A 20,901-nucleotide genomic window follows, 5' to 3' on the forward strand; every position below is an offset into this window, starting at 1 on the left:
TTATCGAGCCGCTACACCTAGAGAATTCGAAGAAAATCGTACGCTAAGGTTTGACAACCGGCTATAGCGGCCAGAATTTACTGACCGCCCGCAAGGGCACCGGCTGCATCTGGCATGGCCTCTCCGGCAAGTTCTGCGGGTATCTCAGCGGTCTTTTGGTGTTCCAGGCCACTGCCTGGCATGGTGACCTTGGCGATACGAGCAGAGAAGTACTTGTCGAAAGGCTCCAACTCCGAATATTCATCAGGCGCAAGCCACAAAGCTGTCAGGCGACCGATAAGGCCACAGATCCAGTCGGCACACTGGATGGTTTGGAACAGGTGACTTTCAGCCTGGATTGGCGGTTCGATGAGTGTCCTGCACTTCTCTGAAGCATCCTCGAACATAGCCAATGTGCAGACCTCCACGTTGGTCTCCCGCCACTCGTTACCAGCGCGTTGTTCATCGAGCAATAACATGAAGGTCGACCCGCTATGCGCGCAGAATCGGTCGATTTTGCGCACAGATTGCAAAAGCTGCCGCTTGAACGTCTCGGTGGAGTTGTGGACATCAGGGTCCGTGGTCTTATGCTCGCCCGTGTAGAAAACGTGGCCGCCGGTTTTTTCGATGTGGTTCAAGAGGCGGAACGTTGAGCGACGGAGCTGCTCATATTTGGTGACGTTTCGGAGCGCATAGAGCTGAGAGCCCTTTTTTTCCCACTGGTAGGCAGGCAGGTTTTTAGGGTTCTCGTTGACGAGATCCCAAGCCAAGAGCTGGCATTTCAACTTGTAGAAATAGATCGCGAATTCGCGGATTTCGGTAGCCGGCAGCATCAGGCCGGCAAACCCGAAAGCGGGATGGGTTTTGTACTTTGGGTGGTTGCGTGAGACGTATTGGCCGACGTGCCCGAATTCGTCAAGGTACGCGACGTAGTGCGTCATAACTACCGGGTTCCTTGCCCCAAAAACACGAAAACCCGCAGCTTTCGCTAGGCGGGTCTCGGAAGGTAGGCACGAAAGCAAGCTCTCATGCGTTAAGCACAATCATACGCAAGGTGACGCTTGTGTCAACTTGTATTGTTGACACACCGTGAGCTTCAGTAAGGCAGGATGAGTTCTCCGGTTAGAGCACATCAACCGGGCGTTAGTCGGGTTAAGCGCTTGGCGTCAGGGTAGGGCTGCTTTCTGCATTTTCTGAAGCCTCATCGTCACACTCTATTGCCTCAACCTGACAGGCCGAGTGCTAAGCGTACGTTTTTTCCGTTTTCTCTATCCACCCCTATTGTGCCTTCATCCACAGCCTTTGGCTGTCAATCTGTCTTTGCTCGCTGAAAAGCATTATTGGGTACCATAAGCTATCTTAAGGTATCCAAGAAATACTCATGGTTATCCTCTGATAGCTGTTGTTATCTTTTCGTTATCTGTTATTGTTGTTTGACTAGCTATCAACAGATAGCTTTCGATAACCAAGGATATCAGGGGATATCTGAATGCCAACAATTCCTTTTATCAGCCCCAAGGGTGGTGTAGGTAAAACTACGTCATGCCTCGCTTTGGCTACCCAGCTAGCCGCCAGAGGAGTGGGTGTGACAGTAATCGACGCTGACCCTAACTACCCTATCGCTAAATGGGCGGCAGGTGGGCATTGTCCTTCCAATATGACAGTCATCTCAGGAGTGACTGAAAACAACATCGCGAGCAAAATTCGTGAAGCTGCCAATCTCGATCCATTCGTAATAGTCGACTTGGAAGGTACTGCGGCCAAAATTGTGGTGCTGGCGTTACAAGAGGCAGATTTTGTCGTTGTGCCGATGCAAGGATCTTTACTGGACGCAGAGCAGGCGGGCAGGGCAGTTTCCCTGATACATGATCAAGAGCTAGCTATGAGAAGGCATCTGCCAGGCTATAGTCTGCCATTCTCAATTCTGCTAACTCGCACACCCCCTGCCTACCAAACCCGAACTATGTCAAATCTTCGTAGGAGTCTTGTGGAGAAGCAGATTCCTATGTTCGAAACAGTAATGACAGAGCGTGAAGCTTTTAAAGCGATGTTCTCCTTTCAACAACCATTGTGTGAATTGAATGCCTCTGAGGTACCTGGCATCGATAAGGCTGTGGCCAACGCTGATTCATTCGCTGCAGAACTCGTATCAAAACTCCAACCGGTGGGGGAGGTGAATGATGACTGATAAACGAATCGACCCATTTGCAAATCTGGGCAGTTTCAAGCCGAAAGGAGAGGCCCAGCGTCCAGCAGATGTGGAGGTTATCGAAAAGATATCTAAAGATAACAATTTTCCTTCTCGAGCGGCGCCTGAAGCTAAGCCAGCAAAGCGTGCGCGGTTTAACTCCTGTTCGCCCAAGAAGCAGCTCAATATTAAAGTGACGAAAGCTTGTCATGACCGTTTCTATGAGATCGCCGAGAGACGCGGCATCAGAGTCCTTGGTGATTTGGTGAGCTTGGCTTTAGACGCGCTCGAAAAAGAAGACCTTCAAGAATGATGCGTGTCAGCAATCAGGACTTCACTTTCGGACATTACAGGCATCTGTGAGGTTTTATGTGCAGCCATTACGAAGCACCGTCACCCCAACAGGTCGCTGAAGCGTTCGGGGTCGCACTGTTCGACCAGGGCAGACTCGATCTGTGGCCTGGCTACATCGGCCCATTCCTGCGCCGCCCTGACGGCCGCGCAGATGACAACGATTCTCCCGCAACCATGGAAGTGCTGACCGGCTCCTTTGGGTTGATCCCGTCCTGGAGCAAGGACAGCAAGTTTGCCAAACACACCTACAATGCTCGATCAGAGACCGTGGCCGAGAAACCGTCGTTCCGACATGCATGGCGCCAGGCGCAACACTGCATTATTCCTGCAGTAGCCTTATTCGAGCCGGATTGGCGATCCGGCAAGGCAGTTGCGACTCGTATAGCCCGTGCGGACGGCGAGCTGCTGGGTATAGCGGGCTTGTGGGAGCAGTGGCGTGATCCTGCCACTGACCAGATCTTGCACAGTTACACCATGCTGACCGTGAATGCAGATGATCACGACTTCATGAAGGCGTACCACAAGCCTCAGGACGAAAAGCGGATGGTAGTGATTTTGCCCAAAGGTTCGTATGCGGACTGGTTGAGCGCACGGCCAGAGCAGAGCGCAGCGTTCATGAACCAGTACCCGGCAGATCGGCTGACCGTGGACATGTGATGAGCCTTACCTGGAGCTGGTGATGGGCAGGGTGACGTGTCGCGCTGGCTGTCACCGGCCACCAAGCCGTAGGCGCGGTAGCACTTTCCTATAACACCGCATAAACACTGGTGCTAGGCTCTCCTGGAGGCCTACTGCTGACTCTCTTTGGAACGACAGCGAATTTCCGCCAATCCTGTTAGAGAGTCCCATGACAGCCAAGACCTGGCATTCAAGCCGGATCAGTATAGTTTTTTGACTCGGCTGGATCACAAGGTCTCCAGCTACAATGCCAATCTCAAAAGGAAATCGTCATGGTCGATGATGTGAAGTCAGAACTGCGTCAGAAGTGGTCGAAACTGGTACTTGATCTATTCAACGGAGTTGTACCAGAAAAGGCCGAATGGACCCGCCCGGAAGACATGGCAGCTGTGTTGAACGCAATCGCAAGCCCAGTAAACCACTTGTTCTATCCCGAGGGTGGTGGTAACGACATTCGTGCGGCAAGAATCACCACCAAGGGCGAGCTTGAATGGTCGGTCGAGCATGATGGTTTGGATCGATTCGTTCACGTTGGCATCCCGCTCAAACTGACTTTCTGGAGTCCGGGCCCATACGACCACGAAGCTCATTTCCTTTTGGAGCTTGGCGCACTGGACCCCGTAGGCGAACCCGTTACGCATGGTGGGTATGCGCAAGAATTGACCGAGTTGAGTGGCGGCATCTTTGCCCCTCGCAGTGTGTGGGATGAAGAGGATAACGAGGGCGCCAGGCTAGTTGTGCGCTACACGCAAGCTGGACGCTTTGTGATCTTTGGAAAAGGCTCGCTTTACAATTCATTCCGCGATAAGAAATTCGACGCCTACGATGCGTACCATAACGACTCAGCCGCGTTCGAAGCCATCGTGATGGAAATGGCGAAAATCAAAGTCTGACCTGAATCTTTGAAATGTCATCACTCCCTGTTCATCCAGGTGCCGGGGGTGGGCAAACCTCCATGCTTCTTTGTCCTCCCGTGGCTTGTTGGGACGTGAGACTTTACGTCAGCTTGAGAGATAGGAAAACGCCCAGGTACACCACAAGCCCCGCCAGTCGGGGCTAGCCCAGTGAAAGGGCGCCATTTTCGCGTCCACTATGTTGAGGGAATGGCCATGTCGCTTGAGCATGTTGAGAAGGTTGTACAGGTTCGCGATCAGAATTCGGCGAATGAGCAGTTGGCTGCTGGTTGGTCGCTTCTCGCAGTTGTACCGGGCTTCGATAACGGCTGTGCATACACCAACTTTGTACTGGGCAAGCCTGCCACTGTTAGCCCAGAAAATAGCGATATTCCGCTTGCAAATGACGCGGCCGTTGCCGCCATCCAGTTCGCCCTGGACGACGATGATGGCATGCAGTTCCTACGACTGGGGACCAAGGCGATTTCGACGTGATTCGCCGCGAGTGGCCCGAGGCGTCCGAGGAAGTTTTCATCGGTGCCGATCCGTTGCACAAACCCTCGAAGTAAGCAGGAAAACCACCATGCCTTGTTATTTTGTGACCTATTACCTGATCAACCCCACCGCGAGAGAAGGCGCGGTGCCCGGCATCAAAACCGACGTGGTCGAGCTGGAGCATCCGCTAGAATACGAAAGTGACCTTAGAGCCTTGGAGGACGAACTGGGAATAGCAGGTATGCGCGCCCTGCTGGTGAGCTGGCAGGAGCTGAAAGGCCGACAGCGTGGTGCTCGTTAAATGAGCCTGGCTAACCTTGCTTACAGCCTTTTCGAAGCGGCTCAAGCGTTAAGGGAAAAATTGCCCATGGAACAGCTGATCGAGGAGCTACGCGCAACCGCCACAAAGTGGCGGGCAAGCAACCAGGAACACCCCGCTGGTGTTGTGCTGGTGTGGGAAGGCGAAGTGTATGGCTGGAAAAACGAACTGCGTGATCCAGAAAGCGAACGACCAGGCGCATACGCCGTGGACATGGCCGGGCTGGTCTACATGGCAGAAGGCGGTGATGACTACAACGGCGCGAAAGCGTGGGTCGCGGTAGACCCTGACGGACAGTAGGAAAGTAGATAATGGATATTTGGACTGGGGTTGTTGGATCAAAAGAGCTCTTGAGCGCTCTCATCGGTGCACTCATCGGTGGCCTTTTTACCATGTGGGCAACTCATCGCACACAGAAGGGAGAATCTGACCGTGCGACCCAGGAGTGGCGGCATAATCGAGCACAGGTCGAAGACGAACGTCAGCAGACCCTTGCCAACACGGCTCAGTTGATTTTGGTAGAGGTTACCACCGCTTGGAACGTCTACCGAGCTGAGTATGCTGCTGAGCTAATGCAGATTCCCGACGGTGCTCCCTACCTTTGCGTCTTCCCCATTGGCGATAACTCTTTTCCGATTTTTGATTCTGCCCCCGCGTCTTTAGCTCAATTGCCTCCTGCAACCTCTCAACAAATCGTCAGGTTCTACATGCGCGCGAAAGGGATGATTTCTATGATCAATATGAACAACATAGATACAGAGCGAGCACGAGAATTTGCGAACGTAGAGATGCAGAAACGGAGCAGTCAAACTGAGTCTGCCGCAGGGTTCAAAACTGATCCCGCCGAGATCAGTGCGCGCTACGACCAAGACGCTAAAAGAATGGCTTCATTGCTCGGAATGGGTAGCACAGCCGATGGTTTGAAAGGACTGACGAATGAAATCGAAGGTTTGTTTCTCGACATCCAGGCTCGACTGGCTCACTTCGTGGCCCAGCTGAACAGTTAACGGAAAACCTAAATGCGATATGCGAACGTCAACGGAGTGAAGTCTGAGGCACAGCCGAAAATGCGAGGGGTATGCCGCGCCTGCGATGGGGAGGTTGTTGCCAAATGTGGAAAGCATGTCATTTGGCACTGGTCTCATCTGTCCTTGAGCACCTGTGATCGCTGGTGGGAGGCCGAAACAGAATGGCATCGACAGTGGAAGGATCGGTTCCCGGAGGACTGGCAGGAAGTCGTCCAATACGAAGCACTTACGGGCGAAAAACACATCGCCGACGTCCGCACGGAGCATGGAGTGGTTGTCGAGTTTCAACGTTCCACTATCGACCCAGCAGAAGTAAACGCTCGTGAGAGTTTCTACCAGCGAATGGTGTGGGTAATCGATGGGACAAAAAGTGAGTTTGACTCCGTAAATTTTTCCAATATGCGAAGCCGACCTGATGCCGATGGATTTGCATTTTTTCGATGGTACGGCAGGAGCAAATTGTTTCACCGTTGGCACACAACAACGCCGGTATTCATCGATTTTGGTGACAAGTACGGTTTCTGGAGAGTGTGTAAATTCGATCCTAAAAGCAAAGAGGGAGTCGCGCTTCTGGTAGATCGCTCACTGTTCACCGCTGCGTTGATTCAAGGGACGTCAGATTTCAGCAGAAATGGCGGGCCAGCGTCCGCTTTCTGATAGATAGGAAAAAGGAAGCGGCAACATGATAGGACTTCGAACACGTCATTCGTTTGCACAGTTTTTAGAACTGCAACCCCCAACCGTTTCAGTTGTTCTCTTAAGCAAGTATGGGGTTCTGGATCTTTCACTGCCGCATGACCATTTGCTGTCAGCTTTACTAAACAACCTGCAATATGTGTTGGTTCTTGCTCAAGAATCACTTGGCGTAAGTGACACCACACCTGACGTGTAGGAAAGGGGAGACATGAATATGGATCTGTATACAAAGAACGGGAAGCCGCTTCAGTTGTCGGACACTACTGTGTATAGCCGCTCTGGCAAGGTGGTAGGCCGAATAAAGGGCGACAAGGTATTCGGTACTGATGGGCGGTACGTCGGCTCGATCGTTGGTGATCGCTTGGTCTACCGCTCTACACAAAGTAGAGCCATCAGCTCACCATTTGCATCCGCCAATCGTGCTGGATCCGCGAAGGCCCAGCGAGCGGCTTCTGCAGTATGGGGTAATGAACCAGACATACCAGAATAATCGCCTATTCACCAAGCCCGCCTCTTACGGGTTTCTACAGTATTAGCCAGACACTTTCGGCCTTAGCGATCAGATAGGAAAAAAAATGGGAGAACTTTTGAAGTTTGCAGTACCTGCTATTTTGGCAGTACTGGCTTGGTGGATGAAATCAGTACGTGAGCACAATACGGTAGGTAGGGCTATTTGTGCAGAAATACTAGCATTACTGGACATCATTAAAGAGCGCGACTTTCTAGCAGATCTTAAGAGTACCGAGCAGTATTTCAGAGAGAATCCAGAGGCGGCAGCGGTTTCATACAATGTACCTGTCGCGGACCACTACTGCAGGGTCTATGCCGGAAATATTCAAAACTTGGGTTATCTGGAGCCTGACCAAGCGGAGCTAATCGTCCGGTTCTACCAAATGGTGGATAGCGTAGTTCGAGATGTTTCCAGTGGCGGCCGTCTTGCGGAGGGGACTTCTGACCCTGATGATTACAAAGATACAGGTAGGATTCTCCAGAACGCGGTTATGACGGCCAGTTCGCTCATGTCGTTACGCAAAGAACGGGCAGCCGAACCATGGTGGAGACGTTGCTGGCGTGCCCTGTCTTTACTCAACTGAGCCGCAGTCCGCGATCCACTTTGAAGTGAATGCCGTATCCAATGGATTTGTGGATGCTGCCTGCCAAGACGACAGCTACTCTATGTGTTCAACTCCACCGCAAGCAAGACTCTCCAGTGAGCACGGAAAAGAGGAATGATGAAGCGCACTGCAATTACAACACTTGCCTTTCTGATCGCACTCCCATCAATCTACTGGTTGCTCGGCGAAGCGGCAGTGATGTTTGAAATGGCAAGCACGGGAGCCAAATCAAGAGCTGAGCTTGCAGATGACTTTGGCCTTGGCATCATAGGGCTTTTCATTGTCGCACCTGCAACCGTAATCGGCGCAGTGATCACAGCATCTTTTTTTTGGTGGAGGATGAGGCCCCGCAGGAGAGGCTAAATGCTTTACAAACAATCCAGCACTCGCTGGCTTGCAGGCATCTGTTCTATAGAGTGACGTTACCCCAGTCCACCACCAGCTCCACGAACAACGGAAAATTTCTATGAAAAACGAAAAGGCTGAAGCACAAATTGCTCGCTATGAGCGAATAATTAAAGCCGCCACGGTCATGACTGATGCTGAAAAAAGCGCGCTGGTCGAATGGGAAAAAAAGCATGTGACTGGCGAGGGTGAATTTGGCACCAGCGATTGGCCCGGTTGGGAACCGATCATTTCCCGAATCTCACATTGATAGGAAAACGCGATGACCGATACAACGTCGCCAGGCTCGCAGCCACCAGCGCTCACAGAATTCGAGCAGAGACGCCCATTTTCGCGTCCGCGAACAATCATGGAAAGAGCGCCCGCTGTACCCCAAGCCCCTGCCCCCAAAGCCGGGGCAAAGGACGTAGAAGGGCAGTATATACCGCTCTCATTACGGAGGATGGAATCTGTGGCCAAGTACAAAGTTGTGCAATTCGCTCACGTCATCAAGGACAACGGTAACGGTTACGACAACCTGTACCTTTCTCTTACGCTCCAAAACTCAGCAGGTAACTCAGCCAACCGCGAGTATCGGATTGCTCGTGATGACGTCTGGACCGACCTGCAAGCGCTGACTCATACGATCATCGATGGACTCACTTTCGCCAAGCAAACTGGCTCATGGATTGAGCTTTCTGACTTCGAGGCGCGAACGTATCTGTCTCTAGTCTTGCCTAGCGCTGCTGGCAAGAAAAATATGCGGGTAACTGCTGAGAAGCTCTAGGTGGGTTGATAAAAGAATAGTTGTTCATGCCCGCTAGCGGGCATGTCGAGAGCCGATTCAGCGGGTCGTCTGCCGACAGTCACAGACACAATGGAAAACTGTACGCCGCGCATTTGAAGTTGCCATATGATCGTGGTAAACGAAACTTGCGGGCCGTCTATGGTCTATAGTAAACTATGGAATTCGATTTTAGTAATGAGGATTGACCGATGGCTGATGCACCAATTCTAAAGCCAGGTGAGGTCGATTCAGAGCACTTTGAACTTCTGTTAAGCGACACCAAAACCAGCGGTGAAAAGGTCATAGCCGCTCTGCGTGACCACCTCGTTGGTGGCCTTTCCGCCAAGGAAGCTACCGATAAGCATGGCGTAACACCTAGCCAGTTCTATAACAGGTTGAAGGGGATACATGACAAGCATACCTTCGTATGCAAAGCGACAAAATTCTACATGTAAGTATGGAAATTAACTTGTATTTTCCATGCTTTAGTGTAGAATAAACTTCATTTAAGCAAATCAATGAGGGCTCAGAAAATGCATCTGAATGAGACGATTGACCACTGGATCTGGGATGGAGTGTCGATCGTCGACATCGAGAAATTCTCGGCCAGTGAGAACCTCTGCGTGCTGAATCTTGTAGAGCAATTCTTTGTTGAAGGATGGCCTGATTCCGTACCGGAAGCCTATCGAGGTTGGATTTTCGGTCCCGTATACGGCAAAGCATCAGATGCTCCCGAAGGCTACAAGAAGATGCTGCATATCTTAGCTGTGGACCAGGACGGCAAAGCACTCACTCTTCAGGGTGCGTGCGACATCTATCACGGTGCTGATGGGTACAACGTCGTTGTGACCACAGCGCTCAATGCCATGGCAATGGCTGAAGAATATTGTTCTGTTGTCAGCGCGTAGGAATTCGCCCTGGTACGCCCAAGCCCAGCCATGCGCTGGGCCGAGGCAGTAGAACCCACACCCTTCAAGATTCGCAAGGAGGGGACAACGCAGAAAACGGAGATTTTTGCACGCTAAGCAGTCATGACCAATCAGTTTTTAAGCAAGATCACAATAGATTTCAATGACTTACGATTATCAGGCATGTCAGGTTGATGTGTACCTCAACCCGGCGTCAGGCTGCTCATCGGCACTGCGTCAGTCTAGGGCGGTTTTCTGTATTTCCTGACGGATCGCCGTCAACTTCTATGACCTCAACCTGACAGAATTTACGCTAGCGTACGATTTTTTCCGTTTTCTCTATTTGCCCCAAGGAGCCCCACACATGACCAACACAGCCCCGCGTAAGTACATCCGCGCCGAGCCCCCGGCGCTGCTTACCGAACCGCTGACCGTCACGCTGCAGGGAACCTACTTGGAGGCGTTGAACGAGTTGCGCCAGGCCAAGCACGCGATGTTCGCCCATGGGCCGGGTGAGCCTGGTTGGAATACGCTGAGCAAGGCCCATGATGAGGCGGAGGCGCGCTTGGGCCGCCTGCTTGAATCCATGGTCAGTCTTGAGCTGGGCGAGCCCAGCGACTGGGTTGTCGCCGAGTAATCCACCAACTTCACGGAAAGCGCCCCCATGAGCATCGAGCAGACCCAGCAAGAACCGACCACCGCGAACGCGCCGCATCGACTGATCTGTCAGCACGTGTGCCGCTGGACGAAGACCTACACCATGCCCTGTCACGTCATAAAAGCCATGCCTGACGGCCGGCTCAAGGTATTGGTGTACGGTGATCGCTATTGGAAGGGCCGCGAGCATGTGCAGCGCGTGCGCTATGTCGAAGCTGGCCGCGTCATCGCGGCAGAATAAGGAAACCGAGACAATGACCAGCAGCTTAAAGCCCCGGCGTCCACGGAAGCCGACCAAGTTGCAGCAGGGCATTCTGTACGCAGCTGCTGACCTAGCCCGATTCATCGTCCCGGTTGAGGACGTAGCAGCACTGCTGCGCCGTCAGGGCTTGGCTGATGCAGATTGCTCTGACATAGACGAAATGGATAAAGAGCAATTGCGCGTTCTGCGCGATGATTTTGGACTGCCCCTGCGTGGCCTCGACTGACTCAACGGGAAGCGCTGCCAAGTGCAACGGAATGAGCAAGGTCACAATGTTTATCAAAGACTTACGTATCCACGGAAATACGTTATGAAGAAGCTTGAGCCCGTACTAGTGGGTGACGCTCTACTAAAGCCGTCGGCCCACCTCCGGTCTATGGCGGCGGATGACACTCTTACCTTTAAATTTGACGATGAGGGCAACCCAGAAATTTGGTTGGGTAACCGTCTTTGGGAGGTTTCTGGTCTTGGACTTACAGGTGCCGGTGAGCTGATAGATCCTGGATCGCCAGGCCCCGTAGTTCGCGTTATGGCGTTGGAAGACCAAGCCTACATTGTCGCCTTATTGAGCAGCCCAGCAGCCATGCCCCATCACTAACGGAAATCGCCATAGATCACATGCCCGCCACTGAGCAGGCCTTGGCAATACCAAGGCGCGGGTTTCGCGTCACTATCGAGGGAATGACTTTATGAACGCGTCCACGTGTCGCATCTGCGGACTTCTTTACGTTCCATCACTGGAGGAGGACCGTAAAACGCATGCTGCTAGACATAAACAGTTGGCTCGTGGGGCTCAACCCCAAACGGTTCGCGATTTTTCAAAATCGTTCGGATGGGCTGTAGCTTTCAACGATGGTGGCCTTGAGCGCTTAAAGGCCGATTATGATCCTGAGCTTGGCAAGCTTGTTGTCGTTTATTCCTGGTGGAGTCGCGCCCTTGCGAATGGAGTTCCGGAGAAAGATTTTGACGCCTACATGAATGCTCACTTGACCTTTGCGGACTCTCTTGTGAGCGGTGTCGGTGAAGCCGAGGCAAGAGCAGGAATAAAACGTTGGGGACATTACGCAGGATAGTTAGACGGTCCTTCAGCAGCACCACAGACAATGGAAAACGCTCAGCTGCACCTTCAAGCCCTGGCCTAAAAAACCGGGGCCGAGGACGTAGAAACAGGCCACTTGCGGCCTTGGGATCTTGCAGGAGGAAACATGCCGTTCGTATTCATTCCATCACCACCAGCTCCACGAACAACGGAACAAGAAATCAAAAGGATGAAGCTATGAGCAACGAAAAAGCCCACCTACTGATAGTCGAGGCAAAGCTACGCAAAGCGTGTAAATCTGCATTCTTCTGCGGCGTACTAGTTTTTTTCGCGATGGTGGCCATCGTTGTGTTGGGTTTAGCCGCCGAACAACCAGTGGACCAAAAAGCCATTGCCCAAGGCTGGACACCGCTCATCATGCTAATGGCCGCAATCTTCTGGATTTGTCATTTTTTCCACGGGTTGGTTAAGAATAAAATCCAGAGACTGGACCAATGAACCCCTACTTCGATAGTGACCTGAGCCGATTTGCATACAAGGTCTAGGAATTGAACGATGACAGATCACTACAACGGCGGCGGCGGTGAAACCGTCATGAGTCATGACTTACAGGTGCTGCAAACCGTGCCCTGGCAGGAAGGCTACTATGCCGGCATTGTTTTTGGATATGACTCGCGAGATGAGGAGCATCCCTATGAAGGGCAGGAAGCTGCCGATTGGGAAAAAGGGAGAGTTCAGGGGCTCGCTGACATCTACAAGATGGAGTAACGGCTAGCGCGCTAAAGGCTTGCTGGCTGCTGTTCTCCAGGACGACTAGTCACCCAGTCCACCACCAGATCCACGAACAACGGAAAAAACCATGAGCAAACGCAGATCGTTCGGTGAGGTTGTCCAGGTGCAGGACGAGGACGGGGAACCCCTTTGTTTGGTGAAGCTGATCCCAACAGCGGACGGCGCGCAACCTGACGACTGCATGTACGCATGCGGCGATCCTGACTGCCGTGAGTGGCGGATTGCGGAAGTCCTTGACGAGAATGCTAAGCCGACCGGTGAGCGAATCTACCACGTCACTGAATGCAACGTTAGTGACCCAACCTGATAACGGGAAATGGTAATGGCTATCAAGAAAAACATCAGTGAATTGCTACCAGAGGTTCAGTATCCAAGGAAAGTTTCCACTGCCTGGTGTGCATCAGCATTTGAGGAGCTAGCAGCCGCAGTAGAGTTTATTGAGCTCGGTACTGCTCAGATGACGCCTTTACAGCGGCAGGTTTGGGAACGGTACAAGGAGCAAACTGCACTGTTTGCAGAGGATATGCTCCTGGCTGAATTCGACCGAAATGCAATCATCCGACGTCTTGGCCCCGATATCAGTTAGAGCTATGAAAAATGAATTTCAACTGTCTACTGCAGCAAGAGCTGGAGGTTCGCCGCGAGTAAGTACTGCAGGCGGCTGCCGCCGGCGATCTATTGGTGCACTTCGTGTACGCTAAAGCGTAGTGCGAGGATTACAATTGCTCAGGCCGCGAGTCTGCTTGAGATTTACGAAAGCACCGAACGGCATCGTGGAACAGTAACAAACGGCACGGGAGTGTGACATTCATGAGTAGAAACCAGGCACATACCGAAGAATTCATAACCTGCACGGTCCCGCTGAATGTGACAGGCAATGGGTATGGTCATCCTTTGTTGGTTCGCATCGATCTCAACCTGCAGTCAGATGATTCTGTACTGCTAACCTCACGGGGAGGGAACACCGGCACACCAATCAAAAACGCAAAATGCGTCAGTGTTCCACGCACAGAATGGGACAATTTTCAATTTGGCCACACTGGTGACTTGGCCTTGGCAAGGTGGGCTTTTACCAAAACTGGTTGGGTCCTTCGTGATGATGAGTAAATGAGTAAACACCCGACTTCTTACCACTCAGCGAGCCGTAGAGTGCACCGGGTGACTGCGATCGCCATCGCACACTAGGTACACGTATATTTGTTCAGCAGCAACCGGGTGCAGGAGCAGATAGCGGATTTTGCCGCCCTTGCCGTGGTTCCGCAGATGCTTTACACCCCAGCGCTCCTGCAGGTCACCTTCTGCAGCAGGCATGACTCTTAGGGCTGGACAACAACTGACGAACTGTTTGAGGAAAACTCGTCTACCACCTGCTCGACCAAGTAGGTAGAAAAATCATTTATGGAAGCCGAAATGAATATGACCGAAGAAGAAATGCGGCAAGCACTGTTCGGCTCTAGCGGGACTCCCGGACATTCAGCGACCCCACAGGCTCAAGCGCATGCTGTGGTCATAAGGCCTGAGCATTCAGTGGATAGGCGTAAGACGGCTAAGAATTTTGTACCCAAACTGATAGTCACATTGCGTGTAGGCAATGAGTATGAAGGCAAGACAGAGCTGATCACCCACGAGGCCGATACGCTCAGCCTCCTTCAGGCTGAAATGGATGCGTTGAAGATCGCTCGCAAGAAATACAGGTATATCGAGCTGGTATCAGTCAGTCCGGCCAAATAGATCTGCAACAGGTCCCTCGTCCAGGCTGATTAATCGCGGAAAAGTCGACCGTGAGTCAGATGATCAAGGCGCTACGCGCAATCGCACTACAGAATAATTCATCTCAAGGCGGAAGGTCTGATTGAGCAGACTGTGGCCGAGGCCAAGCGTCATGCAGAACTCGATCCGACGCCGTTTGATTAAAATGCCAATGCACTTTCAAGATCGCGACATGCGCACTATCGCGCTGCTAGGCCAAAATGTATATTAGAAAGCCATAACGAACTGAGGAGATAAATAATGACAGGAATCTACAAAGCTGATTGGATGCAAGCCCTAGAGCGCAATAAGCAATACGGCCTTTCTGTACCAGCCATATATACGGCGCCGCAGGAGAAATATTTTACGGCTTCAAGATTAGCAGAGCTTCCGAGAATTATTCAGCCAGCTTTGGCGGGATTAACCATGGATGATTTGGTTTGTCAGTGTCTAGCAATACATTTTAAGTTACTTCCCGTTTTACAGAATTGGCTTGGGTGTCCTGTTTATTTCACCCTGGGCTGGATTGATGATGGAAAAAACGGAATATTCAAGTTTGGAGATACACTTATTAAGTCCCTTCTTGATGGAGAGCCTAGAAGCAGCCTAGTCAACCTGCATGCTTGGTTGACGCTACCCTCAATGGAAATCTTCGACGTTACGTTGTCAACGACCTTTGCTAAGCTCAATAATTTGCCGGAAGGATATGGAGGGGTATTTAGTCAACACCCGGATAGCCTTAAGGGCTTTGCCTTCAAGCCCATGTTGTTGGGAGAGGAATTTTTGATTCGCAGTAAGTTGCTCCGATTTGAATGAACTCCAACCATAAGCTAAGCTTAAAGGTAACATTGGCGTAGGAATTTCATATGCTCCTTCTGACTCGCCGCGAAGGTGAAAATATTATGATTGGCGGTGGTATTCAGATCCAAGTTCTACGCGTTTCAGAGGATACTGGGTATGTACGTATCCAGATTGAAGCCCCGGACGCTGTCGAAGTCCAGAGCAGAAACGTTGATAACGAAGTGAGCGATGGCAAGCCTGGTCCTGTTATTACTCATAAGCGCCGGTGGCGCTCGTTGGTCACTCGGTTTGAATGACCAACCATACCAGGAGTACAAGATGGCATTGATGAGCGTTGAGCAACTGCTGGATCAAGCTGAGGACGAGTACATGAGCAAAGACCAGCTGGCCTTTTTCAAAGATCGATTGGAGGTCAAAGCCGCTGGGCTTCGTGATCGCTTGCTCAGCTGTCAGGCCAGTTGCCAGATCGAGCGTCACCCGGACGAAGCAGACTTCGCTTCCGATGAGGAAAACAGAGCGGTGGCTGCAACCATGATAGAAAGGGACAGACAGACGTTGAGCGATGTGCACAAGGCCCTGGATATTCTCGCTCTGGGCGACTACGGTTTTTGCCAGGAGACTGGCGAAGCCATAGGCATAAAGCGCCTGCTACTGGTCCCCGAGTCATTGTATTCGGTCGAATCGATGCGAGCGCTGGAGGCCAAGGGGATGCACCAGCGCCAAGTGGACTAGCCAAAGTCGCCGCTGCGAAGTGATCCAGGAGAAGTCGCTCAGTTGCAAACAAAGCCCCGCTCATCGACGTGAATATAATCATCTGTGCCGAACGTTGTGACTTCTATGTGACCCGGAGACAGTAATTCGGTTAACAGGCTGCCCTTATAAGGACACCCCATGCGCATCACCCGCTACCATACCTACCCTCCGACCCAGGCCGAGGGTGATCAAGTCATCGCAATGGTCAAGGACTACGTTACTGACTTGAGCCTAGTCGCCGTGCCCCCCAGCAATTTGCTGTACGAGTTCTACCGCTGGGCGTTATCGACGGAAGTCGGGTTTTATATGGGCCGAATCGGACTGACCGCCAGCGAGCCGGTAGAACTGCTATTAGCCTTCGATAATGCGACGCCCAATGAAGTTGTAGGGTTTCTCCTGTACTCCCCCGTACCTACGCACCTTGAGGCGTGTGGGGTCAACTATATGGCTGTCAAAGAGTCCTGCCGCCGGCGCGGCATCGGCAGTGAGCTGGTGAAGACTTTGATAGAGCTCTATCCCTATACGGAGCTCACTTGTGCGATCAAGACGGTGCCGTTCTACCAGTCACTTGGTTTTCAAGTGCTGGATCATCACGTAACCCAGGTAGTCATGAACACGCGCACCGCAAGCTGTGACGGTGAAATGGCGATTGTCAATGTGGAATCCATCTATGAGTCGGATGAGGCAAATGCTGTAAAGCAAAGCCTGTTGCAGCGCTGGGGTATGAAGGAAATAAAGAGGGCACAAAAACAGATGGAACGGCATACTGCTGAGCTTTGCCGGCAGGCCGAGGCGTTCTACCTTGCTTCCAAGGCATAGATATCAATAGCTGATGTAGCTTTATATTTGCACCGTGCGAGCCCGTCGTCACAGACAACCGGCTCGCACGGCCACAGTTAATCGCCAGGCTTATGTTTATGGACAGGGAGCGTGGGATGCTTCTTATCATTGGGCGGATTTACATGCCGTCGCCGGTCATCCTTCCCATCTTCGCGCTTTGGCTTCGGCCCTGGCTTGATATCTGTAATCATATGGACTCCGTTGAGTTTCATTGCATTGCATAAGATGCCTTGGAACCGTAGCACAGGCTTTCGCCGTGACCCGTGACCCGTGACCAGTGCCGCACAAATCTTGTGTCTTACGCCGTTTTTGGCAGCCCATCAGCGCTGACTAACATCCTGCAACTCGTCGCGCAATTTCATCACTGTGGTAGTTGAGCACTTTGCGTGCCTGGAGACTGCACGTACCCCGAGACCAGCATCCAACAGCTCCCTCACTCGTTTACGCAGCTCGACGTCCACAGGTCGGCCTTTGTATACGCCTGTAGATTTTGCTTTCGCTATTCCTTGCGCCTGGCGCAGCCTACGCTGTTGATAATCCTTCCTGGCGATCGCGGCCATCATGTCAATCATCATGTAGTTGATTGCGGCCAGCATGCGATCAGTAAATTCATCACCAGACTGCACGGTGATGCCTTGGTGGCTCGTTGGCAGATCCACAGAGACGATGCGTACACCTTGGCTATCAATTGCTGCCTTCAATGACCGCCAAGCCTGGTCATCCATACGCGACAACCGATCGATGCTTTCCACCAGGAGCACGTCGCCTCGGCGAGCATCCTTGAGCAAGCGGATTAGCTCAGGACGATCAGCATGGCTGCCGCTGGCATTTTCCATGTAGGTCGATGCAATAGCCTTACCATGGCCGGCGACAAATTCTTCCAGATACTCACGAGCTCGACTCGCGTCCTGGTCATCTGTAGATGCTCTAAGGTAAGCGCGGATGAACATTGGCTTTTCGTCTCATTTTGGGTGTGTTCGTAAAAGTGTATCAGATTGGGTGTACGTTAATAACGCGCTGACAGCTGAGGAGCTATTCTGAATTTGTATCATTTTAGGTATACCCTAAAATAACATCTATAAGTAGTTACAACAGGCGACAGAATTACTTGCGATGTATTTGCCATTATGTGGTTACATGTGGCTACGTATTGCTATGCAGATGGTTTTTCGATGACTGCCCCAGATGACGTAGTTGCGGCCACAGCTTCGCAGATTCAACGAACCTTCGCACCGGGCCAGATCGCCCAGCTCATACGCTTGATCAGTCCAGCGTCACCCTGCGCGCTGATGAGCCCTGAAGCGTTTGAACACGTGGTGGCTTTCATGTCTTGCAAAACTGGGCAGAGAGCTTTCTCAGCAAAATCACTGCATGCCGCCAGGCTCGTCTTGGTGATGGGGGCCAGTGTGGCTGAAGCTGCCGCTGACGTGGGCTTGGCCAGGCAGGTGGTGCACCGGCTGATGATGCGGATTCGAGCTCGCCTGCAACAGTTGCCAGGTGAATGGGTGAAGGTGGAGGCCTGGTTGCCGCCTGCTGCTGCCAGGCAGGTAGCAGACCTGGCTGCTGAACTGAGATTGGCGCATCAAGCGGTAGGGGAGAAAGCATACCGCTAGGGTCAGCGGGGGTTGACGACATAATCATTGATAGGTAGTGTGACTACAGAGCGCGAAATCAGTGGCCTTGCAGGGCAACGACTGACGTAGGTACCCCGGCGATTCTGCAAAATCGGTGGTGGTGAGACCTCTCATCCCATTTCCTGAGGATGCCAATATCAGGATTAAAACCTTAAGGGCAGCCCTCACAGCTGCCCTTTTTCTTTGCTTTCGATTTCATAACGGCGGTACAGAAGCTCACCGCGTCGGTGAGGGTTCATCTTCTTTGACGAGCAATGCATGAAATTCCAAAGGATATTTCCTCCTTTTACATCGACGATAACCAGCATGTCGTTTTTCGCTTCGTATGCTCCAACGAACGCTAGGCGATAGTCGCCGTTGTCGTACTGCACTCGCCAAACCTCAAATGGCCCGGAAAGCGTGTCTATGGCATGTCTGACGTAGCGTTCCCGGGAGTCCGGACGTTTCTCGACAATATGTGACAAGCTTGGTTTGAGAACCGTTACTGAGCCTACGGGGGTTTCGAACGTCCGGGATGTGACCGTGGGCACCGACATGCCGAAGTGCTCGTGAATAATTGCCAAAGCCTCTTCAAACGTGTCGCCTCTCTTGATTTCCGATATAGCTGGTGAGCGCAGCTCCCTTACAAGGTATCGAAGATCTGGTAGACCCAAATCCTCCCAACCGGATTGCCCTGGTAATTCCTTGATCATCGCCGGCTCTTCAAACGCTAAAAAATATCGCCGAGCGGATCGTCATAGCCAGCCATGGGGGCTGCGGGTGACGTGTTTGGATCTGGCATGTGCTCGATCCGCAACAGCGTGGAGTGCAGCTTACCAATCTCTTCTTGCAATGACTCTATAACACCTGCGAATGATGAGACACAGCCTCGCCCAGGCTGCCGACGAAGTTGGCACTGGCCAGGCAGGTAGTGCACAAGCTGATGTGCAGATGCCTGGTGAATGGTGGAAGGTAGGGAGTGGGCATCCACCTTTTGGCCAGGTGCAGCTGGAGCACTGAGGGTTCCTCCTGGGCGTTCTCTTCGCTGCGCTCAGGGCCGGGCTTTCGTGCTGCGCATCGAGCCAGGCCATGAAGCCGGCCCGTCTCGCCCCTTCGGGCTTCAATCCTCGCCGGCAAGCTGGCTCTAACGTCTCCGGCCTCTCGGCCTGCGCGCTCCGCTTGCCGTCGCTGCCTATACTTCCCGTATCACCTGCAGGCTTAGCTGCACACCTTTCGCCGTGCGCTTGACGGTAGATCGAGCGCGGCACCTGACAAGGGTTCGGCTGCGCCCGCGACACTCCCCCGTTCAGACTCGCTTCGCTCCCTTAGCTGCGGCCTCGCATCGCGCCCTTGTCACGCACCTATGCGCCCGATCGACCTAAGCGCATGGCGAAAGGCACTCAGCAAAGCCAGCACAGAGGTGAGACAAAATGAACAGACAAGCAAAGCAACAGCTGATGAAGCGCTTCACAAGCGGTCAGGTCGAGACCTGCAAAAAACTTTTGAAACTGAGTCGCCAGGTTAACCAGTTCAACGCGCGCGTTGAGTTCCTGGTGCTGACGTTCAAGCATGATCTGGTGGAGGCCGTAGTCAGGTATGAACTTTGGGACAACGGTTTCGAAGGTCTGGGCGAACGCCAGTTCGACAACTGCTTTGAAATGGGCGACTCGGCCGAGGTGATCGCTGAGCTGATCACCACAGCTCGCCGTGAGGGTTTCGTGGAAAAAATTCAGACCTGGTGCGGTAACGATTCGTTTGCCCGCTGGTGCAGCTATGCCGACCGTCAAGGCGACCTTTTCTCCGCCTAAAACGGCATTGATCAGGACGTGATAATGAATCGCGTCCAATGGTCTTTGGCTCAAGCGCTCTAGGGCCACCAACGCGCCGCATGACATCAAGCTCGGTCGAAGAGCCATCCAACCTAACGAAGGAAAATACCATGAGCCCTTATATCGTGACCTGGACCATGTACTGCGAAAATCTCGGCGATCACAAAGCTGTTGCCCAAGAAATCGCCGAGCGCTATTTTCAGGATAGGATTGCAGCTGGAGAGCCCGACACCGCGTGTATTTTTTTCGTGACGAACAGCCAAGGTGAATCGAAACACATCGACCTTGCAGAGCGGTAGCTTACTCCCGAAATTGCGCAAAAAAAGCCCCCTACCCCGTGGGCTTTTTTATGGGCTCTAAATTTTCTAGCTCAGTCTATGAAGCGACCTGCGGTTTTGTCCGAGGAGCAGCGCGTTTACGTGTAGTCGTCAGCTCAGTAATTTCCTTAATACTCACGCTCAGACCGACATCAGCCAGCACCTGTTTAACCTCGGATGCGGTGTAGCCTTTGGTCGTGCACAAATCAACAATCTGCTCTTTGAGGGATTGAAGCACTTCAGCCTGGCTCATTTTATCCAGGCTCAGGTCGGGCAACGCGTTCAATTTTTGCCGAGCTACTTCGAGGTCGTTTTGGGTGAATGTCTTTTGCTTTGCCATAGGGAAAATATCCTCATGCTCTGATGGTTGACTCTTTACGAAAATTAGCGCTTTGAAATGGACTTTCGTCTCTTCACCCGTTTGG

At 52.3% G+C, this 20,901-nt stretch carries 36 protein-coding genes and 1 pseudogene; 32 read left to right on the plus strand and 5 right to left on the minus strand.

The window, feature by feature from the left end:
* Positions 1 to 77: 77 nt before the first annotated feature.
* Entirely contained in the window at positions 78 to 920 is an 843-nt protein-coding gene (locus ALO80_RS00425; protein WP_055004033.1) for a DUF3800 domain-containing protein, read from the minus strand.
* Between the two features lie 548 nt (positions 921 to 1,468).
* Between ALO80_RS00425 and ALO80_RS00430 the strand changes: the two genes are divergently transcribed.
* The 24 genes from ALO80_RS00430 (at position 1,469) to ALO80_RS00545 (ending at position 13,160) form a co-directional block, all read left to right on the plus strand.
* Positions 1,469 to 2,167 carry a ParA family protein gene (locus ALO80_RS00430; RefSeq protein ID WP_055004034.1) on the plus strand — a complete coding sequence of 233 codons (699 nt, stop codon included), beginning with the start codon at positions 1,469 to 1,471 and terminating at the stop codon, positions 2,165 to 2,167.
* Entirely contained in the window at positions 2,157 to 2,480 is a 324-nt protein-coding gene (locus ALO80_RS00435) for a stability/partitioning determinant (protein WP_235812428.1), read from the plus strand. Before ALO80_RS00430 ends, ALO80_RS00435 begins: the two co-directional genes overlap by 11 nt.
* Before the next feature lie 56 nt (positions 2,481 to 2,536).
* Positions 2,537 to 3,178 carry an SOS response-associated peptidase gene (locus ALO80_RS00440; RefSeq protein WP_055007519.1) on the plus strand — a complete coding sequence of 214 codons (642 nt, stop codon included), beginning with the start codon at positions 2,537 to 2,539 and terminating at the stop codon, positions 3,176 to 3,178.
* Between the two features lie 293 nt (positions 3,179 to 3,471).
* Positions 3,472 to 4,092 carry a hypothetical protein gene (locus tag ALO80_RS00445; protein ID WP_055007520.1) on the plus strand — a complete coding sequence of 207 codons (621 nt, stop codon included), beginning with the start codon at positions 3,472 to 3,474 and terminating at the stop codon, positions 4,090 to 4,092.
* A gap of 216 nt (positions 4,093 to 4,308) precedes the next feature.
* On the plus strand, positions 4,309 to 4,587 hold the full coding sequence (locus tag ALO80_RS00450; RefSeq protein WP_055007521.1) for a hypothetical protein: 279 nt from the start codon (positions 4,309 to 4,311) through the stop codon (positions 4,585 to 4,587).
* Positions 4,588 to 4,675: 88 nt separating this feature from the next.
* On the plus strand, positions 4,676 to 4,888 hold the full coding sequence (locus ALO80_RS00455; RefSeq protein WP_055007522.1) for a hypothetical protein: 213 nt from the start codon (positions 4,676 to 4,678) through the stop codon (positions 4,886 to 4,888).
* Between the two features lie 66 nt (positions 4,889 to 4,954).
* Positions 4,955 to 5,206 carry a hypothetical protein gene (locus ALO80_RS00460; protein WP_055007584.1) on the plus strand — a complete coding sequence of 84 codons (252 nt, stop codon included), beginning with the start codon at positions 4,955 to 4,957 and terminating at the stop codon, positions 5,204 to 5,206.
* A gap of 11 nt (positions 5,207 to 5,217) precedes the next feature.
* Positions 5,218 to 5,913: a hypothetical protein gene (locus tag ALO80_RS00465; protein WP_055007523.1), complete on the plus strand. Its 696-nt coding sequence runs from the start codon at positions 5,218 to 5,220 to the stop codon at positions 5,911 to 5,913.
* Positions 5,914 to 5,925: 12 nt separating this feature from the next.
* On the plus strand, positions 5,926 to 6,591 hold the full coding sequence (locus ALO80_RS00470; protein ID WP_055007524.1) for a competence protein CoiA: 666 nt from the start codon (positions 5,926 to 5,928) through the stop codon (positions 6,589 to 6,591).
* 253 nt (positions 6,592 to 6,844) lie between these two features.
* On the plus strand, positions 6,845 to 7,120 hold the full coding sequence (locus tag ALO80_RS32385; protein WP_083493094.1) for a 4-fold beta flower protein: 276 nt from the start codon (positions 6,845 to 6,847) through the stop codon (positions 7,118 to 7,120).
* Between the two features lie 85 nt (positions 7,121 to 7,205).
* A complete protein-coding gene (locus tag ALO80_RS00475; RefSeq protein ID WP_055007525.1) occupies positions 7,206 to 7,724 on the plus strand; it encodes a hypothetical protein in 519 nt (172 codons plus the stop codon).
* Between the two features lie 135 nt (positions 7,725 to 7,859).
* A complete protein-coding gene (locus ALO80_RS00480) occupies positions 7,860 to 8,108 on the plus strand; it encodes a hypothetical protein (protein WP_055007526.1) in 249 nt (82 codons plus the stop codon).
* Positions 8,109 to 8,211: 103 nt separating this feature from the next.
* Positions 8,212 to 8,400, plus strand: a complete 189-nt coding sequence (locus ALO80_RS00485) for a hypothetical protein (protein ID WP_055007527.1) — start codon at positions 8,212 to 8,214, stop codon at positions 8,398 to 8,400.
* 201 nt (positions 8,401 to 8,601) lie between these two features.
* Positions 8,602 to 8,916 carry a hypothetical protein gene (locus ALO80_RS30355; protein ID WP_144434189.1) on the plus strand — a complete coding sequence of 105 codons (315 nt, stop codon included), beginning with the start codon at positions 8,602 to 8,604 and terminating at the stop codon, positions 8,914 to 8,916.
* A gap of 209 nt (positions 8,917 to 9,125) precedes the next feature.
* Complete coding sequence (locus tag ALO80_RS00495) at positions 9,126 to 9,371, plus strand: PapB/FocB family fimbrial expression transcriptional regulator (protein ID WP_055007529.1); 246 nt, start codon at positions 9,126 to 9,128, stop codon at positions 9,369 to 9,371.
* Positions 9,372 to 9,449: 78 nt separating this feature from the next.
* Complete coding sequence (locus tag ALO80_RS00500) at positions 9,450 to 9,824, plus strand: hypothetical protein (RefSeq protein WP_055007530.1); 375 nt, start codon at positions 9,450 to 9,452, stop codon at positions 9,822 to 9,824.
* Between the two features lie 364 nt (positions 9,825 to 10,188).
* Positions 10,189 to 10,461, plus strand: a complete 273-nt coding sequence (locus ALO80_RS00505; protein WP_055007531.1) for a hypothetical protein — start codon at positions 10,189 to 10,191, stop codon at positions 10,459 to 10,461.
* Between the two features lie 27 nt (positions 10,462 to 10,488).
* Entirely contained in the window at positions 10,489 to 10,722 is a 234-nt protein-coding gene (locus tag ALO80_RS00510; RefSeq protein ID WP_055007532.1) for a hypothetical protein, read from the plus strand.
* A gap of 13 nt (positions 10,723 to 10,735) precedes the next feature.
* Positions 10,736 to 10,969 (plus strand): hypothetical protein, encoded by a 234-nt coding sequence (locus ALO80_RS00515; protein ID WP_055007533.1) that lies wholly within the window; start codon positions 10,736 to 10,738, stop codon positions 10,967 to 10,969.
* 463 nt (positions 10,970 to 11,432) lie between these two features.
* A complete protein-coding gene (locus tag ALO80_RS00525) occupies positions 11,433 to 11,816 on the plus strand; it encodes a C2H2-type zinc finger protein (protein WP_055007535.1) in 384 nt (127 codons plus the stop codon).
* Positions 11,817 to 12,019: 203 nt separating this feature from the next.
* Complete coding sequence (locus ALO80_RS00530; RefSeq protein WP_055007536.1) at positions 12,020 to 12,280, plus strand: hypothetical protein; 261 nt, start codon at positions 12,020 to 12,022, stop codon at positions 12,278 to 12,280.
* A 57-nt stretch (positions 12,281 to 12,337) separates the two neighbouring features.
* A complete protein-coding gene (locus ALO80_RS00535; protein WP_055007537.1) occupies positions 12,338 to 12,550 on the plus strand; it encodes a hypothetical protein in 213 nt (70 codons plus the stop codon).
* Between the two features lie 91 nt (positions 12,551 to 12,641).
* A complete protein-coding gene (locus tag ALO80_RS00540) occupies positions 12,642 to 12,881 on the plus strand; it encodes a hypothetical protein (protein ID WP_055007538.1) in 240 nt (79 codons plus the stop codon).
* 15 nt (positions 12,882 to 12,896) lie between these two features.
* Positions 12,897 to 13,160: a hypothetical protein gene (locus tag ALO80_RS00545; RefSeq protein ID WP_055007539.1), complete on the plus strand. Its 264-nt coding sequence runs from the start codon at positions 12,897 to 12,899 to the stop codon at positions 13,158 to 13,160.
* 531 nt (positions 13,161 to 13,691) lie between these two features.
* On the opposite strand, the pseudogene ALO80_RS31820 reads toward ALO80_RS00545, so the two are convergent.
* Positions 13,692 to 13,870: pseudogene (locus tag ALO80_RS31820) on the minus strand (tyrosine-type recombinase/integrase); the annotation flags it as partial.
* A gap of 120 nt (positions 13,871 to 13,990) precedes the next feature.
* On the opposite strand from ALO80_RS31820, the gene ALO80_RS00550 reads away from it, so the two are divergent.
* The 5 genes from ALO80_RS00550 (at position 13,991) to ALO80_RS00570 (ending at position 16,696) form a co-directional block, all read left to right on the plus strand.
* Positions 13,991 to 14,305 carry a hypothetical protein gene (locus tag ALO80_RS00550; RefSeq protein ID WP_055004178.1) on the plus strand — a complete coding sequence of 105 codons (315 nt, stop codon included), beginning with the start codon at positions 13,991 to 13,993 and terminating at the stop codon, positions 14,303 to 14,305.
* A gap of 279 nt (positions 14,306 to 14,584) precedes the next feature.
* Positions 14,585 to 15,139, plus strand: coding sequence for a hypothetical protein (locus ALO80_RS00555; protein ID WP_055007540.1), 555 nt, complete (start codon positions 14,585 to 14,587; stop codon positions 15,137 to 15,139).
* 50 nt (positions 15,140 to 15,189) lie between these two features.
* On the plus strand, positions 15,190 to 15,420 hold the full coding sequence (locus tag ALO80_RS00560) for a carbon storage regulator (protein WP_055004167.1): 231 nt from the start codon (positions 15,190 to 15,192) through the stop codon (positions 15,418 to 15,420).
* 22 nt (positions 15,421 to 15,442) lie between these two features.
* The gene (locus ALO80_RS00565; protein ID WP_055004168.1) at positions 15,443 to 15,856 is read left to right on the plus strand and encodes a TraR/DksA family transcriptional regulator; all 414 of its coding nucleotides are present in this window, start codon (positions 15,443 to 15,445) and stop codon (positions 15,854 to 15,856) included.
* A gap of 159 nt (positions 15,857 to 16,015) precedes the next feature.
* Entirely contained in the window at positions 16,016 to 16,696 is a 681-nt protein-coding gene (locus tag ALO80_RS00570) for a GNAT family N-acetyltransferase (protein ID WP_055004169.1), read from the plus strand.
* A 341-nt stretch (positions 16,697 to 17,037) separates the two neighbouring features.
* Here ALO80_RS00570 and ALO80_RS00575 read toward each other — a convergent pair whose 3' ends face one another.
* Positions 17,038 to 17,667 (minus strand): recombinase family protein, encoded by a 630-nt coding sequence (locus ALO80_RS00575; protein WP_055004170.1) that lies wholly within the window; start codon positions 17,665 to 17,667, stop codon positions 17,038 to 17,040.
* Between the two features lie 222 nt (positions 17,668 to 17,889).
* Here ALO80_RS00575 and ALO80_RS00580 point away from each other — a divergent pair, with 222 nt between their 5' ends.
* Positions 17,890 to 18,330 carry a TrfB-related DNA-binding protein gene (locus ALO80_RS00580; protein WP_055007541.1) on the plus strand — a complete coding sequence of 147 codons (441 nt, stop codon included), beginning with the start codon at positions 17,890 to 17,892 and terminating at the stop codon, positions 18,328 to 18,330.
* 185 nt (positions 18,331 to 18,515) lie between these two features.
* Here ALO80_RS00580 and ALO80_RS00585 read toward each other — a convergent pair whose 3' ends face one another.
* Entirely contained in the window at positions 18,516 to 19,043 is a 528-nt protein-coding gene (locus tag ALO80_RS00585) for a PBECR2 nuclease fold domain-containing protein (protein WP_055007542.1), read from the minus strand.
* A 717-nt stretch (positions 19,044 to 19,760) separates the two neighbouring features.
* On the opposite strand from ALO80_RS00585, the gene ALO80_RS00590 reads away from it, so the two are divergent.
* Together ALO80_RS00590 and ALO80_RS00595 are read left to right on the plus strand one after the other, a co-directional pair.
* A complete protein-coding gene (locus tag ALO80_RS00590; RefSeq protein ID WP_055007543.1) occupies positions 19,761 to 20,138 on the plus strand; it encodes a hypothetical protein in 378 nt (125 codons plus the stop codon).
* A 131-nt stretch (positions 20,139 to 20,269) separates the two neighbouring features.
* Positions 20,270 to 20,458, plus strand: coding sequence for a hypothetical protein (locus tag ALO80_RS00595; protein WP_055007544.1), 189 nt, complete (start codon positions 20,270 to 20,272; stop codon positions 20,456 to 20,458).
* Between the two features lie 76 nt (positions 20,459 to 20,534).
* On the opposite strand, the gene ALO80_RS00600 is transcribed toward ALO80_RS00595, so the two are convergent.
* Entirely contained in the window at positions 20,535 to 20,816 is a 282-nt protein-coding gene (locus ALO80_RS00600) for a hypothetical protein (RefSeq protein ID WP_055007545.1), read from the minus strand.
* Positions 20,817 to 20,901: the final 85 nt, after the last annotated feature.

This window comes from Pseudomonas caricapapayae (genome assembly GCF_001400735.1).
In the GTDB taxonomy this organism is placed as follows: Bacteria; Pseudomonadota; Gammaproteobacteria; order Pseudomonadales; family Pseudomonadaceae; genus Aquipseudomonas; species Aquipseudomonas caricapapayae.